Source organism: Paucibacter sp. Y2R2-4 (genome assembly GCF_025717535.1).
GTDB lineage: Bacteria > Pseudomonadota > Gammaproteobacteria > Burkholderiales > Burkholderiaceae_C > Paucibacter_A.
The window spans coordinates 337,991-354,146 of sequence record NZ_JAJIRO010000006.1; the positions used below are offsets into that span (position 1 = coordinate 337,991).

At 64.4% G+C, this 16,156-nt stretch carries 9 protein-coding genes; 8 read left to right on the forward strand and 1 reads right to left on the reverse strand.

From position 1 onward, the window contains the following. The first annotated feature begins 13 nt into the window (after positions 1 to 13). The 8 genes from LNV06_RS22435 (at position 14) to LNV06_RS22470 (ending at position 15,524) form a co-directional block, all read left to right on the forward strand. Positions 14 to 1,120: an ABC transporter ATP-binding protein gene (locus LNV06_RS22435; RefSeq protein ID WP_263540535.1), complete on the forward strand. Its 1,107-nt coding sequence runs from the start codon at positions 14 to 16 to the stop codon at positions 1,118 to 1,120. 48 nt (positions 1,121 to 1,168) lie between these two features. Then, positions 1,169 to 2,695 carry a tryptophan halogenase family protein gene (locus LNV06_RS22440; protein ID WP_263540536.1) on the forward strand — a complete coding sequence of 509 codons (1,527 nt, stop codon included), beginning with the start codon at positions 1,169 to 1,171 and terminating at the stop codon, positions 2,693 to 2,695. Then, complete coding sequence (locus tag LNV06_RS22445; RefSeq protein WP_263540537.1) at positions 2,689 to 3,552, forward strand: endonuclease/exonuclease/phosphatase family protein; 864 nt, start codon at positions 2,689 to 2,691, stop codon at positions 3,550 to 3,552. Before LNV06_RS22440 ends, LNV06_RS22445 begins: the two co-directional genes overlap by 7 nt. A 30-nt stretch (positions 3,553 to 3,582) precedes the next feature. After that, positions 3,583 to 5,028, forward strand: coding sequence for a glycoside hydrolase family 30 protein (locus LNV06_RS22450; protein ID WP_263540538.1), 1,446 nt, complete (start codon positions 3,583 to 3,585; stop codon positions 5,026 to 5,028). Further along, positions 5,025 to 7,022, forward strand: coding sequence for a sialate O-acetylesterase (locus LNV06_RS22455; RefSeq protein WP_263540539.1), 1,998 nt, complete (start codon positions 5,025 to 5,027; stop codon positions 7,020 to 7,022). The genes LNV06_RS22450 and LNV06_RS22455 overlap by 4 nt, the downstream gene beginning before the upstream one ends. Continuing rightward, positions 7,012 to 8,688 carry a beta-N-acetylhexosaminidase gene (locus LNV06_RS22460; protein ID WP_263540540.1) on the forward strand — a complete coding sequence of 559 codons (1,677 nt, stop codon included), beginning with the start codon at positions 7,012 to 7,014 and terminating at the stop codon, positions 8,686 to 8,688. The genes LNV06_RS22455 and LNV06_RS22460 overlap by 11 nt, the downstream gene beginning before the upstream one ends. Before the next feature lie 62 nt (positions 8,689 to 8,750). After that, complete coding sequence (locus tag LNV06_RS22465) at positions 8,751 to 11,210, forward strand: S9 family peptidase (protein WP_263540541.1); 2,460 nt, start codon at positions 8,751 to 8,753, stop codon at positions 11,208 to 11,210. A 324-nt stretch (positions 11,211 to 11,534) separates the two neighbouring features. Further along, positions 11,535 to 15,524: a two-component regulator propeller domain-containing protein gene (locus tag LNV06_RS22470; protein ID WP_263540542.1), complete on the forward strand. Its 3,990-nt coding sequence runs from the start codon at positions 11,535 to 11,537 to the stop codon at positions 15,522 to 15,524. Between the two features lie 250 nt (positions 15,525 to 15,774). Here LNV06_RS22470 and LNV06_RS22475 read toward each other — a convergent pair. Continuing rightward, positions 15,775 to 16,156 (reverse strand): tyrosine-type recombinase/integrase (locus tag LNV06_RS22475; RefSeq protein WP_263540543.1); only part of this gene is annotated, 382 nt, incomplete at its 5' end.

Consider the following 16,156-nt stretch of genomic DNA (forward strand, 5'->3'; position numbering starts at 1 on the left):
TGAGAGAAAAATGATGACGACGACGAGCCCACAGCCCAAGAGTGGAGTCAGCATCCGCGACTTGTGCATTCGCTTCGATGGCAACGAGGTCATCAAGGGCCTGAATCTGGAGATCCATGAGGGCGAGTTCTTGGTTTTGCTCGGCCCCTCGGGCTGCGGCAAGTCCACCTTGTTGCACAGCATTGCCGGCTTGACCGATTTTGAGAGCATTGCCGAAGGCACCGTTGAGATTGCCGGTCAGGACATGACCTTCGCCGACCCCAGCGAGCGCGGCATCGGCATGGTGTTTCAGTCCTACGCCCTCTACCCGACGATGACGGTGGAGAAAAATATGTCCTTCGGCCTGCGCGTTGCCGGCTGCCCCAAGGACGAGTTGCAACGCCGGGTGCAGCGCGTGGCCGCCATGCTGCAGCTGGAGCCGCTCTTGCAGCGCAAGCCGGGCCAGCTGTCCGGCGGCCAACGTCAGCGCGTGGCCATCGGCCGCGCCTTGGTGCGCGAGGCGGCGGTGCTGTTGTTTGACGAGCCCCTGTCCAATCTGGACGCCAAGCTGCGCGCCGAGCTGCGCCGCGAGCTCAAGCTGCTGCACAAAAACCTTGGCTCGACCATGATTTACGTCACCCACGATCAGGTGGAGGCCATGACTCTGGCCAGCCGCATCGTGGTGATGAAGGGCGGCGTGATCCAGCAAATTGGCGCGCCGACCGAGGTCTATGAGCGGCCGGCCAATCTCTTCGTGGCGGGCTTTTTGGGCGCGCCGGGCATGAATCTGGTGCCGGGCACGCTGGACCTTGCAGCCGATGGCGCGGTGTCTTTGCGCGGCGGCCTGAATGCCGAGCTGAGCGCCTATCCCTTCCAGACTCGCCCACAGTCGAATCAGCAGGTGCTGCTGGGCGTTCGCCCCGAACATGTGCGCCTGGACCCGCAAGGCGCCTGGCGCGGCGTCGTCCATTTGATCGAGCCCATGGGCAACCACCAGGTGGTCTGGTTGAAGTCGGGCGAGCAGCTCTTGGCCGCCATCGTCGAAGACCATGTGCAGTTGCAGCCGGATCAAACGGTGAGCTTCCAGCTCGACCTGGCGCGCGCCTCGCTGTTTGATCAGCGCAGCGAGCAGCGGCTTTAAGCGCCTTTCAGCATCAAGACCCGAGCCCCATCCGCGGAGAGTTTTCAGATGAGCCTTCCACCCTTGCGCCGCATCGTCATTGCGGGCGGCGGCACGGCGGGTTGGATGAGCGCTGCGGCGCTGTCCCGCCTGCTGCCCGACGCTTATGAGATCCATCTGGTCGAGTCGGAGGAGATCGGCACGATTGGGGTGGGCGAAGCCACCATTCCCAATATCAAGAACTTCAATGCCGCTTTGGGCATTGATGAAGACGACTTCATCCGCGCGACTCAAGGCACGTTCAAGCTGGGTATTGAGTTCGTCAACTGGGGCGCCATCGGCGAGCGCTACATCCACGGATTTGGCAAGTTTGGTCAGGACTTTGGCTCGGTCGGCTTTCACCAGCAATGGTTGCGCTTGCGCCGCGCAGGCCTGGCTGCAGAGCTGGGTGAGTACTCGATCAACACCATGGCGCCGCTGCAAGCCAAGTTCATGCGCGCCCGGCCCGATATGGCAGGTTCTCCCTTGGCGGACATTGCCAGCGCCTATCAATTCGATGCTTCGCTCTACGCCCGCTATTTGCGTCGTTATGCCGAGCAGCGCGGCGTGCGCCGCAGCGAGGGGCGCATCACCGAGGTGCAACGCTCATCCATAGACGGCCGCTTGCAAGCCTTGCGCCTGGACGGCGGCGCTTTGATTGAGGGCGACTTCTTCCTCGACTGCACCGGCATGCATGCCATGCTGATGGCCAAGACTTTGGGCGTGGGCTTTGAAGACTGGTCGCACTGGCTGCCTTGTGACCGGGCCATCGCCGTGCCTTGCGAGTCCGCCGGCCCCTTGCTGCCCATCACCCGCGCTACGGCCCACAGCGCTGGCTGGCAGTGGCGCATCCCGCTGCAGCACCGCACCGGAAACGGCCATGTCTTCGCCAGTCGATTCATGGATGAGGCCGAGGCCAAAGAGGTGCTGATGCGCCATCTGGACGGTAAGCCGCTGGCCGAGCCACGCTTGATCAAGTTCCAGCCCGGTCGGCGCGATAAGGCATGGCAGCAGAACTGCGTGGGCGTGGGCCTGGCCGGAGGCTTTTTGGAGCCTTTGGAGTCGACCAGCATTCATTTGATCCAGACCGCTTTGGCGCGGCTGATCAGCTTTTTCCCGCACGGCGGGCTCGATGCGGCCGACATCGATGAGTACAACCGCCAGACCCAGTTCGAGTACGAGCGCATCCGCGACTTCATCATCCTGCACTACAAGGTCACGGCTCGCGATGACTCCGCCTTCTGGAACCATTGCCGCCAGATGGAGGTGCCCGAAACGCTACAGCGCAAGATGGACCTTTACCGCAGCAATGGCCGCATCGTGCGTGAGGCGGACGAGCTCTTCGCCGAGGTCAGCTGGTTGCAGGTGATGAACGGCCAGGGCCTGCGGCCGCAGGGCTACCACCCGCTGGCCGAGCAAACCCCCTTGGCCGAGGCGCAAGAGCTGCTCGATCACGTCAAGTATGTCATCGCGCGCTGCGTGCAAGTGATGCCCACCCAGGCCGGCTTCATCGCTGAGCATTGCCAAGCGGCGCCACTGGAGAAACAAGCATGTTGATTTCACGCGGGCTTTCTCGCTGTGCGCTTTGTTTGGCGCTGCTGCTCTGCGCCTGGTTCTCGCACCCGGCCCTGGCCGCCGGCCCCAGCCTGCACGTCGGCAGCTACAACCTGCGCCTGAACCTGGCCTCGGACGGCCCTAACGCCTGGCCCAAGCGTGCCGAGGCCGTCAAGGCCTTGATCCGTTATCACGAGTTCGATGTTTTCGGCACGCAAGAAGGCATGCCTGAGCAGATCGATGAGCTGGCCGCCATGGCTGAGTTCGCCTTTGTGGGCGTGGGCCGCGACGACGGCAAGCGCGGCGGTGAGCACTCGACCATCTTCTTCCGCAGGACTCGTTTCGAGGCGCTCAGCCATGGCGACTTCTGGCTCAGCCAGACGCCGGATGTTCCTTCCAAGGGCTGGGATGCCCGTTGCTGCAATCGCCTGGCGACTTGGGTGCAACTGCGCGACCGTGAGAGCGGCCGCAACTTCTTTGTCTTCTCGGTGCACTTTGACCATGAAGGCGAAGTGGCGCGCAAAGAGTCGGCCAAGCTCTTGCTGCAAAAGGTCAAGGCCATTGCCGGCGCGGCGCCGGTGTTTTGCCTGGGCGACTTCAACTCCACGCCCGAGACCGAACAGATTCGCCTGATGCAGGCCAGCTTGCGCGATGCCTATCTGGTCAGTCAGACCCCGCCTTACGGGCCGGTGGGCACCTTCAATGGTTTCAAGATCGATGCGGCCATGGACGCGCGCATCGACTACGTCTTCCTCAGCCCCGGCATCACCGTGCTCAAGTACGGCGTGCTCAGCGATTCGCTGGCGGGCCGCTTCCCATCTGATCACCATCCACTGCTGCTGCGTGCGCGGCTGGATTGATCTGCTCCTTCTCTTGCAAGGCTTTCTTTCATGAAACTCTCGATTTCCCGTCTTCGCGCGCTTCCGCTGAGCTTGTGCATGCTGGGTTTGGCCAGTCTGGTCCAGGCGGCCGACACGGCATCGTCCTGGCAGACCCGCGCCGACCGCAGCCGCCTTTTGGCCCGCGAGCCCGACAGCCGCTTCAAAACAGGGCAGAAGGCCTTGCCCCTGCACATTGAAGTCGACGCCAGCCAGCGCTTCCAAACCATGGAAGGCTTTGGCGCCGCCATCACTGATGCTTCGGCCTGGTTGATCCAGCAGCGCATGAACGAGGCGCAGCGCAAAGCTTTGATGGAGGAATTGTTCGGGCGCGGGCCGAACGGTGTGGGCTTCGACCTGACCCGCTTGACCATCGGTGCTTCGGACTTCTCGCGCAGCCACTACAGCTATCTGGACCTGCCCCCCGGACAGACCGATATGGGCTTGAAGGCTTTCTCTATCGAGCCGAATCGGGCGGATGTGCTGCCGGTGGTCAAGAGTGCCCTGGCCATCAACCCCAGCTTGCAAGTGATGGCTTCGCCCTGGAGCGCGCCCGGCTGGATGAAGCAGACAGAGAGCATGATCAAGGGCCGCTTGAAGCCTGAGATGTACGGCGTGTTTTCTGAGTATCTGGTCCGTTACGTCGACGCATTCGCCGCCGAAGGTGTGCCCATCTTTGCGCTGACCATCCAGAACGAGCCACACAACGAGCCGGGCGACTACCCCGGCATGCGGGTGGACCCCGCCGAGCGTGCCGCCGTCTTTGGTCAGCATCTGGGCCCCTTGCTCAAGCAGCGCGGCATGAAGGTCAAGCTGATCGATTGGGATCACAACTGGGATGAGCTGAAGTCGCCGCTGGCCGTCTTGTCCGATCCCGTGGCAAGGCCCTATGTCGATGGCGTGGGCTGGCATTGCTATGCCGGTGATGTGTTCGCGCAGACCGTGGTGCACACCGCCCACCCCGACAAAGAGACCTGGTTCACCGAATGCTCGGGCGGCGAATGGGCGCCCGAGTGGCACAAAACCTTGCCTTGGATGATGAGCAATCTGGTCATTGGCAGCACCCGTGGCTGGGCCAAGGGCGTGCTGATGTGGAACCTGGCTCTGGATGAAAAATACGGCCCGCATCTGGGCGGCTGCAATGACTGCCGCGGCGTGGTCACCATCGACAGCAAGACCGGCGCGGTCACCCGCAATCTGGAGTATTACGCCTTGGGCCACGCCAGCAAGTTTGTGCGTCGCGGCGCCCAGCGCATTGCCTCGCCGGCCAAGGTGGGCGGCATGGAGACGGTGGCTTTTCGCAATGCCGATGATGGCTCCATCGTGCTGATCGTCAGCAATGGCGAGGCCAGCGGCCGTCGCTTTAGTGTGGGTAGCGCGGAGGGTGGCGAGCGCCGCTTCACCTACAACTTGCCCAAACACAGCGTGGTGACCTTTACCTGGTCGCCCAAGCCATGAGCTGGCGCGCGGCAGCGCTGCTGTGCCTGGCCGGCCTGAGCGCTGCGGCGCATGCCGAGGTGAGGCTGCATGGGCTGTTCGGTGAGCACATGGTCTTGCAGCGCGAGAAATTGATTCCCGTCTGGGGTTGGGCGGCACCGGGCGAGACGGTGGTGGTCAGCTTTCGCCAGCAGCGCCAAACCGCCCGGGCCGATGCGCAAGGCCAATGGCGCCTTCGCCTGAAACCCGAGGCCGCCGGCGGGCCGCATACCTTGACGGTCACGGGCAGCCAGAGTCGCGCGCCCCTGACCGTGGGTGATGTGTTGGTGGGCGAGGTTTGGCTGTGCTCGGGCCAGTCGAATATGGAATGGGCTTTGCGGGATTCGCTGGACGGCCCCGCCGAAGCCGCGGCCGCCAATGACCCCGGCATCCGTCACATCAAGCTCGCCCACCGCGCGGCTTTGCAGCCGCAGGACGACATCGCCCCCGCCGCCTGGCAGCCCGCCACTTCGGCCCACGCGGCCGAGTTCAGCGCCGTGGCTTATCACTTTGCCAAGCGCCTGCGCCGTGAGCTGGGCGTGCCGGTGGGGCTGCTCAATGTGTCTTGGGGCGGCACGCAGATCGAGGCCTGGATGAGCCCTGCGGCTTTGAAGACCTTGGCCGATATTGCGCCGCTGTTGGCGGCGCCGCTGCCGAGCTCGGAGCGCGACTTTGTGGCCCAGCAAGAGGCCCGCATGCTGAGCCGGGTGAAGGCCTGGCAGGGCAGCGGCCCGGCCGGTGCAGCAGAGGCGGCAAACTGGGCCAAGCCGGACTTGGACGACAGCGCCTGGCCGCGCTTGCAAACCCCCGGTATTTGGGAGACCCAAGGTCTGGCCAATCTGGACGGCAAGGTTTGGTATCGCAAGACCCTGCAGCTCAGCGCCGCCCAGGCGGCGTCGCCGGAGGTGGTGCTGCACCTGGCCCAGGTGGACGACTGCGACGAGACCTTCGTCAACGGCCAGCCCGTGGGCAGCCAATGCGGCTGGGACCGACCGCGCCACTACTCATTGCCCGCTGGGCTCTTGCGGGCTGGCGCCAATGTGGTCGCGGTGCGGGTGACCGACCAGGGCATGGGCGGCGGCATCCACGGCACGCCCGAGCAGCTGCGCCTTCAACTGGGTGTGAAAGAGGGGGCGCAAGACCTGAGCCTGCTCGGCCCCTGGCAGGCTCGCGTCGAATCCTTGCTCGAGAAAACCGAGCCCGGCCCGAACGAGCTGCCTTCGCTCCTGTTCAACGGCATGTTGCATCCGGTTCAGGGTGTAGGCATTCGCGGCATGCTTTGGTACCAGGGCGAAAGCAATGTGGCCCGTGCGGCTCAGTACGAGCGCCTCTTGCCCGCCTTCATCAGCGACTTACGCGCCCGCTGGGGCCAAGGCGACTTTCCCTTCCATCTGGTGCAGATCGCAGCCGAAAGCCCGGCGGCACTCAACGCCTTGAGTGGCAGCGCCTGGGCCGAATTGCGCGAGGCCCAGACCCAAGCTCTGCGTCTGCCGCACACCGGCCTGGTGGTGACCAGCGATGTGGCCGACGACGGCAACTTGCACCCGCGCAACAAAAAGGTGGTGGGCGAACGTCTGGCCGGCCTGGCCTTGCAAGCAAGCGACAAGAAGGCCTGGAAAGGTCAAGTGCAAAGTCAGGTGCAAGGCCCGGCCTACCGCAGCATGAAGCAGATCGGCCGCGAGATTGAGCTGCACTTTGATCATGCCCAGACCGGTTTGCTGAGCGCGGGCGGCGTGCTGCAAGGCTTCACCATCGCCGATGCCTCGGGCCAATTTCAGCCGGCCCAGGCCCGCATCGTGGGGCCTGCGACGGTGCGGGTGCATCACGATTCAATTCAAGACCCGGTGGCCGTGCGTTTCGGCTGGGTAGACAACCCGCAGCACAATAATTTGTTCAACCGCGCGGGTCTGCCGGCGGTGCCCTTCCGCACCGACCGCTGGCCGCGCCTGACGGAGCAGGCACGCTATGCCTTTTGATTCGATGTGCTCGCGGCCACGTGCCATGTTTCGCGCCTTGGCGCTCAGCTCTCTGGCCCTGGGCTTGCAGCTTGGCTCGGGTGGGCTGACGCCAGCCCTTGCGGCAACGCCCAAGACCGCGGCGTCGATGCAGCCGGTGCCCATTCCGCTGGGCAATTTGCTGCCGCAACCGCAGATGGTGACGGCGGGTACGGGGCAAGCTCCATTTCTCTTGAATGCTCAGGTGCCGGTGCTGGCTCCAGAGGGTTTGGCTGGCCCTGCGAAATCGCTGGCCCAGACCTTAGGTTTGCGGCTGAAGCTCGCGCCTTCGATCATTGCAAATTCAGCGCGGATTCGCTTCGAGCAAGACCCCTCGGTGGGCAAGGTGGCGGGTGCTTACCGGCTGCAAATCAAGTCCGATGAAATCCTTATCCAGGCCGCCGAGCCCAGCGGCGCGTTTTATGCCACTCAGACCTTGATGCAGCTCTTGCCACAAGAGCCCAAGCTGAGAGTCTCTTCCGCCGGCTTCGAGCTGCCGGCCGCAGACATCAGCGACGCCCCGCGCTTTGAGTGGCGCGGCATCATGCTGGACGTGGCGCGCCACTTCCATGATGTGCGGCGCGTCAAGCGGGTCATCGACAATATGGCCTTCTACAAGCTCAACCGCCTGCATCTGCATCTCAGCGATGACCAGGGCTGGCGCTTGGCCATCAAGGCCTACCCCAAGCTGAGCACGGTGGGCGGGCGCGGGGACCATTCGCGCCCCGATGCGCCGGCACAGTTTTTCAGCGCCGAAGACATCCGAAGCATCGTCCGCTACGCCGCCGAGCGCTATATCGAGGTGATTCCCGAGATCGATATGCCCGGCCACAGCGGTGCCGCAGCGCGCGCCTACCCGGAATTCTTCGATGGCCTGGTGACCTTCAATCCGGCCAAGCCTGAGACCTACCGATTTATCGACACTCTCTTGGGCGAGCTGGCCGAGTTGTTCCCGGGTCGCTACATCCACTTTGGCGGCGATGAGGTCTGGGTGGAAAAAACCCGCTGGGCGCAGATGCCCGAGGTCTTGGCGATGGCGCAAGACCTGACCCCGGCCGGGCAGACTCCGCAGATGAAGTTCGTCGAGGCTGAGTTTGCGCGCCGCATGGTGCAGCTGATCCAAAAGCACAAGCGGGTGCCCATCGGCTGGGATGAGGTCATTGCTGCCGGCCTGCAGGAGAACATGGTCGTGCAGTGGTGGCGCATGGACCACCCCGAGATGGTCTTGGCCGCGCTCAAGCAAGGCCAGTCAGTGATTCTGTCGCCGTCCGACCGTATGTATCTGGACTACGCCGCCGGCCTGGGCGAACCGGGCGCGCCTTGGGAGGGCAATACCGGTGGGCCGGTGTCGGTGGAAAAAATCGTCGCCTGGGAGCCGATGCCGGTGGGCTTGAGTGAAGCGCAGCAGCAAAAAGTGCTGGGCATCGAGGCCCCTTTGTGGACCGAGAACGTTCGCAGCGAGTCTTATCTGGAGTTCATGCTGTACCCGCGCATGGCGGCGGTGGCCGAGGTGGCGTGGCGCCAGCAAGCCCAGAGCGAGCCCAAGGCTTTTGTGAAGCGCTTGGCGCCGCACATTGCCCGCTGGAAGGCGCAAGGCGTCAATGTGCGCGGCAACCGGGAAGACGCGCACCAATATCGCTTGCATTGACATCGTGCAGGGCGGGGGCAGCGCTGCTAGAGTCGCCGCTTCCTTCCAAAAAGGCGACTTCGATGTCTTTTCGCTTCCGCCCCGCCCCTCATCTTCTGAGCCTGGCCATCGCTCTGGCCCTGGGCAGCATGAACAGTCCCGCACTCGCTCAAGCACCGGCTGCCTCTGAAACCGAAGGCTATTTGCAGCCCTCGGCGGCCATGCGCGCGGTGCTGGACGCACCGGGCTTGCCCTCGCACCAGCTTTCGCCGGATCAGAAGACCCTGGCGGTGCTGCAGCTGCAGCGCCACCGCAGCATTGCCGAGCTGGCTCGCCCCATTTACCGCCTGGCTGGCGGTCGCTTTGATGCGGCAGCCGGTGGCCCGCAATTGTTGACGGCGATCGAAGCCCTGCAACTGCGCGAGCTGAGTAGACCTGAGGCGCCGGCACGCGAGGTGCGCTTACCGGCCGGTGGCGCATTTCATCAGCTGCGCTGGTCGCCGGACGGCCGGCGCTTTCTGCTGAATCGCCGCACCGACCGAGCCATCGAACTGTGGGTCGGCGATGTCGCCACCGGAGCCATCAAGCCGCTGCGCGGCGTGCGCCTGAACACCATGTTCGAGCGCAATGTGGCCTGGCTGAATGCTGATGAATTGGTGCTGGTGACGGTGCCCGATCAGCGCGGCCCGGCGCCGCAGTTCAGCGTACCCAGCGGCCCGGCCATCCAGGAGTCCATGGGCCAGGCTTCGCCCGAGGTCACCCGCCAAGACCTGTTGAAGAACCGCCAGGACGAAGCCTTGTTTCAGCATCAGGCCAGCGCGGTGCTGCGCCGGGTGGATTTGCGCAACGGCGCCTCGCGCGAGATCGGTGCGCCGGGCCTGATCGCCCAGGTGCAGACCGTGGGCACGCAGGGTGCGCTGCTGGTTGAACGCCTGGTGCCGCCTTTCAGCTACCAGGTCGGAGCCAATGACTTTGGCCGCGAGGTCGAGTTGCGCGATGCCCAGGGCAAGCTGCTGCGCAGCCTGGGCGCCGTCAAGATTCGCCAGGGCGTGCCGGTCGAGGGCGTGATCACCGGCCCGCGAGACTACTGGGCCTCGCCGCTGGCCGATGGCGCCGTCTACTGGGTGGAGGCTCTGGACGGTGGCGATCCGAACAACAAGGTCAGCCACCGCGACCGCCTGATGCGCTTGGACGCGCCCTATCAGAGTGAGGCGCGCGAAGTGCATCGCACCGCCGGCCGCCTGGTCAACCTGAGCTTTGTCGAAGCCAAGCCACGCGCCCTGGTGGCCGAATTTGACCGGGATCGTCGCTGGCTCAGCGTCGACCTGCTGGCGCTGGACGGTAGCGCGCCGCCGCAGCGCCTGCAGGACCGCTCGCAGCGTGACCGCTACAAAGACCCCGGCCAGCCGCTGACCCGCGTGCTGCCGAATGGCCACAGCGTCGCGCGGCTGGATGCCGAAGACCGCCTGCTGCTGGTCGGCCAGGGCGCCAGCCCGGCCGGCGATCGGCCCTTCATCGACCGGCTGAGCCTCAAGACCGGCCAGACCGAGCGTTTGTTCCAGTCCGGCGGCACGCACTACGAGCGGCCCATCACCTTGCTGGCCGATGGGCGCCTGCTGATCAGCCGCGAGACCTTCACCGAGCCGCCCAATCTGCTGCTGCGCAGCGGTGCCGATTTCGGCCAGATGCAGACCCTGACCCAGCACCGCGACCCGACGCCGCAGCTGCGCGACATCAAGCGTGAGCTGGTCAAGTTCAAGCGCGCTGATGGCGTGGAGCTGAGCTTCTGGCTCTACCTGCCGCCCGACTTCAAAAAGGGTGAGCCGCGCCCGACTTTCGTCTGGGCCTACCCCTTGGAGTTCACCGATGCCTCCACCGCCGGCCAGGTCAGTGGCTCGGCCACGCGTTTCAACAGCTTCGGCGGGACCAGCCCGCTGATGTTGCTGCTCGACGGCTATGTGGTGTTGATGGACGCGACCATGCCCGTGGTCGGCGATCCGAAGACGGTCAACGACAGCTTTGTGGAGCAAATCACCGCCAATGCCCAGGCCATCATCGACAAGGCGGTGGAACTGGGGGTCAGCGAGCGCTCGCAGATGGTGGTGGGCGGCCACAGCTACGGCGCCTTCATGACGGCCAATCTGCTCGCCCACACCGATCTGTTCAAGTCCGGCATTGCGCGCAGCGGCGCCTACAACCGCACGCTCACGCCCTTCGGCTTCCAGAGCGAGCGCCGCACCTACTGGGAGGCGCAAGACGTCTACCTGCGCCTGTCGCCGTTCAACTACGCCAACAAGCTGAAGGAGCCGATTCTGCTGATCCACGGCGAGAACGACGACAACCCGGGCACTTATCCGATGCAAACCCAGCGCCTGTACCAGGCTCTGGCTGGCACCGGGGGCAATGTTCGTTATGTAACCCTGCCGCTGGAGTCGCATGGCTATGCGGCGCGTGAGTCGCAAGGCCATGTGCTGCGCGAAATGAGTGACTGGATGAAGCGCCAGACTCGCGATCCGCGCGCACCCCAAGCTGTCAAGCCCTGAGCCGGCAAGACCTGCCCCCGTGTTGCTACCCTATGCAGGTGGCGACATGTGCCTTAGCCTTGCTTCGGCGGGGTTCGCTCTCGGTGCTTGCTGCCGGCCCGTGCCAGCCGCTATATGCTCCCACTCATACCAAGGGTGTTGATCGGCGGTTTGCAGTGCAGGGGCGGCCGAAACATCTGATGCTTTGCCAGGGTGAAGCCGGAGACCGACTTGTTCATGCATGAGGACCAGAGCGCTGCCAGTGCAGCGAGCAAGCGTCAGCCAGAGAAGAAGGCTTGGTGGGCCCATCTTGGGCCTGCTCTGATGCTTTGCGCTTGTCTGTTCTTGGCTGCCCCCCAAGTTGGGGCGAACGCTCTGCACAGCCTGCGCTTCTCTCATATGGGGGTGGAGCAGGGGCTGCCCGGCGGCAGCGTCATCAGCCTTTTGCAAGACCGCAACGGGCTGATCTGGATGGGCACCACCGCCGGCCTGGCCCGCTTTGACGGTCAGGCGGTCAAAACTTTCAAGTCGCAAGCCGAGCAAGCCGATTCCCTCAGCCATTCTCTGGTCGAGGCCTTGTTTGAAGATGATCAAGGCGTGCTTTGGATCGGCACCCGCGCGGGCCTGGACCGCATGCCGCTGGCCACTGAAAAGGTCCAGCGCCAGTCCATGCCCGAGTCGCTCACGCTGGCCGAGCGGCGCGTGCTGGCTTTGGCACCCGCCGGGCCGCAGCGGCTTTGGGTGGGCACGGTGGGCGGCTTGCTGATGTTCAACACGGCCGAGCGGCGCTTTGTGGACTGGCAGCAGCCTGGCACCGAGCGACTCTCCTTGAAGCGGCCGATTCGCGCTTTGCTGCCCGATGGCCAGGGCGGGGTGTGGGCGGGCGAGAGCCACGAAGTTGTGCGCATCAATGCGCAAGGCCGGGTGCTGTATCAATTTGGCACTTTGAATGGCCTGGGTGCAGAGGCCATGGCGGCCAGCGATCTGCATGTCAGTGCTCTTGCTCTGGATGGGCATGGCCGGATTTGGGTAGGCATGGCCGGCGGCTTGCAGACCTGGCGCTGGGCCGAGGGGCAAAACAAAGACCTCGCGCCACGCCCAGATCCGCTGGCTTTGCAGCTGAAACTGCCTCGCGACCGCGTCTACAGCTTGCTGCGTGACCGCGATCAGGCCATGTGGATTGGCGCTTTCAGCCGCCCGGCTTTGTACCGATGGCAAGAAGGCAGCAAGAGCCAGGCCGCTGTACCTGGTGAGCCCGTCTCTGGCCGCCTCGACGCCATCGTCAAGCTGCCTTCGGTGGACAGCAGCTTGGGTGAAGACTCAGTCGCCAGCCTGATGCAAGACCGCAGCGGAGGACTGTGGGTGGGCTCGCTGAGCAGCGGCCTGAGCCTGGCGGACTTGGGGGGACGGCGCTTCTCAACCTATTTGAGCCTGCCGGGGGATGACAAGAGCTTGTCCAGCGACACGGTGATGGCCGTGGCCTTTGATGGCGAGCAGCATGTCTGGGTCGGTACCTATGGCGGTGGTTTGAACCGGCTGCATTTGGCCAGCGGCGAGGTGCAGCGCATCAGCACGCAGGAGATGCCGCTCACCCATGTGAAGGCCTTGCTGCGGGAGCCCGACGGCATGCTCTGGGTAGGCGGTGAGCGGGGCCTGCAGCGCTACGACCCGCGCAGCCGGCGCAGCCAAACGATTGATTTGCGGCCGAACATGATGGCGCCGGTCTCGGTCAGCGCCATGCTGCGCATGGCCTCGGGCGAACTTTGGGTGAGCAGTGCACAAGGCCTGTACCGCTTGGATCGCAGCGGCCGGGTGCGGGCTTTTGTGGCTGACCCGCGCAAGCCCACCGCGCTCAGTCACGACATCGTCGACTGCTTGATGCTGGACAGCAGCGGGCGGCTGTGGGTGGGCACCAAAGGCGGTCTGCATTTATGGGATGCGGCGAGCGACAGTTTTTCGCAGCCGGTGCAGGGCAATGCCGATGTGGCTCGACCCTCAAACATGCAGATTTACGGTTTGCGCCAAGATCAGCAAGGGCGCATCTGGGTGGCGTCGGAGGCGGGCTTTTTTGAATTGCTCAGCAGCGGGCCTGGGCGTTGGCAGTACAAAAGCGCCTCTCAGGTTCCCGGCATGCCGGGCGGCGCTTTTGAGTCGATTCAGGATGCGGAGTCCGGCAGTGTCTGGCTGGGCAGCGAACAGGGCTTGACCGAGTTTTTGCCGCAGGTGCAGCGCGCGCGCTTTTACCCCGGTGCCAGCCACTTCAATGGGGGCTTCAGCTTCGGCGCGGCGGCGCGGGCGCCCGACGGCACGCTTTACTTTGGCGGCAAGGGCCTGGTGCGTTTCAGGCCCGAGGCCATGCAAGACAACGCGCAGGCGCCGCAGGTGGTCTTGAGTGATTTGCGGGTGTTCAATCAATCGCTGGTGGCCGAGGCCAAGTCGGCACCGGCCAGTGCCGGTTTGGCCAGCGCCAGTGGCCCGGCGCTGACGCTGGCCGAGTTGGGCGTCACCGGGCCTTTGCACCTGGCCCAGCAAGTTCGCCTCAGCCACAAAGAGGCGATGGTGAGCTTTGTGCTCTCGGCCCTGCACTTCGACAAGCGCAGCCTGGTGCGGCATGCCTGGAAGCTCGAAGGCTTTGACCGCGACTGGATCTACGGCCAAGACAATTCCGGCGTGGCGACTTACACCAATCTGGATGCCGGTCACTACCGCTTGCTGGCCAAGGCCGCCAACCCGGATGGCGTTTGGGGCAAGGAGCAGCAACTGCTGAGCGTGGAAGTGCTGCCGCCCTTTTGGCGCACCACTTGGTGGAATGTGGGTGTGGTCTTGAGCGCCTTGCTGGCCCTGGGCGGCGCCTATCGCTGGCGGGTGCGCAGCTTGCACCGCACACGCCAGAGTCTGCAGCAGGAGGTGGCGGCCCGTACCCATGAGTTGCAGGAACAAGCCCATCAGCTGGCGCAAGAAAAGCAGCTGGCCCAGGCCCAAAGCGCGCTGGCGCTGCAGTCCAGTGAAGCGGCAGAAAAAGCCCGCCATGACATAGCCTTGCTGAGCGAGATCGGCCGCCAGATCACCGCTTCGCTGGATGTGGCCTCAATCCAGCAAACGCTCTATCAACAGGTGGGCGAGTTGATTGAAGGCAATGTCTTCGGCCTGGGGCTGGTCAACTGGTCGACGCGCAGTCTGGCTTTTGACTTCGTGATGCACAGCGGCGAGCCTTGCAAACCCTATGTGCGCAGCCTGGAGGCCGTGGAGATGCCGGCCGTGCAGGCGGTCTTGCGGGGCCAAGCCTTGCGAGTGGACCAGATCGAGCGCGACAGCCGGGTGCTCTACAAGCAAGAGGGGCCGACACGCATCGTGCTGCAAAGCGGTGCCGACCCGGCACAGGTGCACTCAGGTATTTATGCGCCCATGTTGCTGAAAGACAAGGTGGTGGGCCTGATCTTCATGCTCAGCGAGCGCAGCCATGCCTTCCAGGCCAGTGACTTGGCGATTCTGGAAACCTTGGGCGCCTATGCGGCGGTGGCGCTGGATAACGCCGAGGCTTATCGGCAACTGAAAACGGCTCAAACCCAGCTGGTCGAACAGGAAAAGATGGCCGCCTTGGGCTCCCTGGTGGCCGGTGTGGCCCATGAGTTGAACACCCCCATCGGCAATAGCTTGCTGGTGGCCAGCACCTTGCTGGACCGAGGCCGCGCCTTCACCCGGCAGTTAGCCGAAGGCGGCCTGCGCCGCTCGGAGCTGGAGCGGCATTGCCAGGCGAATGAGGAGTCCAGCCTCTTGTTGGTGCGCAGCTTGGACAGCGCCGCCCAGCTGATCACCAGCTTCAAACAGCTGGCGGTGGACCAAACCTCGGAGCAGCGCCGCCATTTCCAGCTGCATACCCTGTGCATCGAGATCGCCCAGACCCTGGGCAACCGCCTGCGTCGAGAGGGCCATCAGCTGCGCCTGGAGGTGCCGGAAGATTTGGCGCTGGACAGCTACCCCGGCCCCTTGGGGCAGGTGCTGACCAATCTGGTGTTGAACGCAGTCATCCACGGGCTGGAAGGTCGACGTGAGGGCCTCTTGCAACTTTCGGCCGAGGCCTTGGAAGGCGGGCAGATCCGCCTGGTCTTCAGCGACAACGGCCGCGGCATCAGCCCCGAGCATCTGGCGCGCGTCTTCGATCCCTTCTTCACCACCAAGCTGGGGCAGGGCGGCAGTGGCTTGGGCCTGCATATCAGCTACAACATCGTGCACTCGGTGCTGGGCGGCAGCATCGAGGTCAGCAGTGTGCCGGGTGAGGGCGCCCGCTTCGAGATCATCATTCCTGCCGTGGCGCCTGTGCGAGTGGAGTCCTGAGCGACACAGGGTTTTGCGGCGGCTGGGCGCGAGTTGACAGGGCTCGAGCACGGCGAGGCCTGATGCTGACCCCTGCTTGTTGAGGCTCTCCTCAGCGCGACTGCGCAGCTGCTTGGCGAGTCGGCTGCTGTCGGCGGCGCCGGTCATTCGGGACCCAAAAATGAACTGCTTCAAAGTGCCCAAAGCTGGTACTGGCCTGAGTTCACTCAATTCACACGATCGGCCAGTAGCTGTCGTAGACGAAGGGCAGCTATACGGCAGGCCAGTGTGGGGTCGGTCTACCAGCCGATTGAAGGCCCAATGAATCCATCGGACTGCGCCCCCCTCCGCCGCCAACCTTGAGCACATGCGTGTAGATCATGGTTGTGGCGACGTCAGAATGGTCCAGCAACTCCTGAACCGTGCGGATGTCGTAGCCCGCCTGCAGCAGGTGGGTCGCAAACGCATGACGCAGGGTGTGAGGCGTCGCCGGTTTGGTGATGCCGGCGGCGACAGTCGCCCGTTTGAAGGCACGCTGGAAGGTCTGGTCGTACAGAAGATGCCGCCTGACCACGCCGCTCCGAGGATCGGTGGAGTGCTCGGCCTGGGGAAATACCCAGAACCACGCCCACGATGCGCCGGCCCTCGGATAC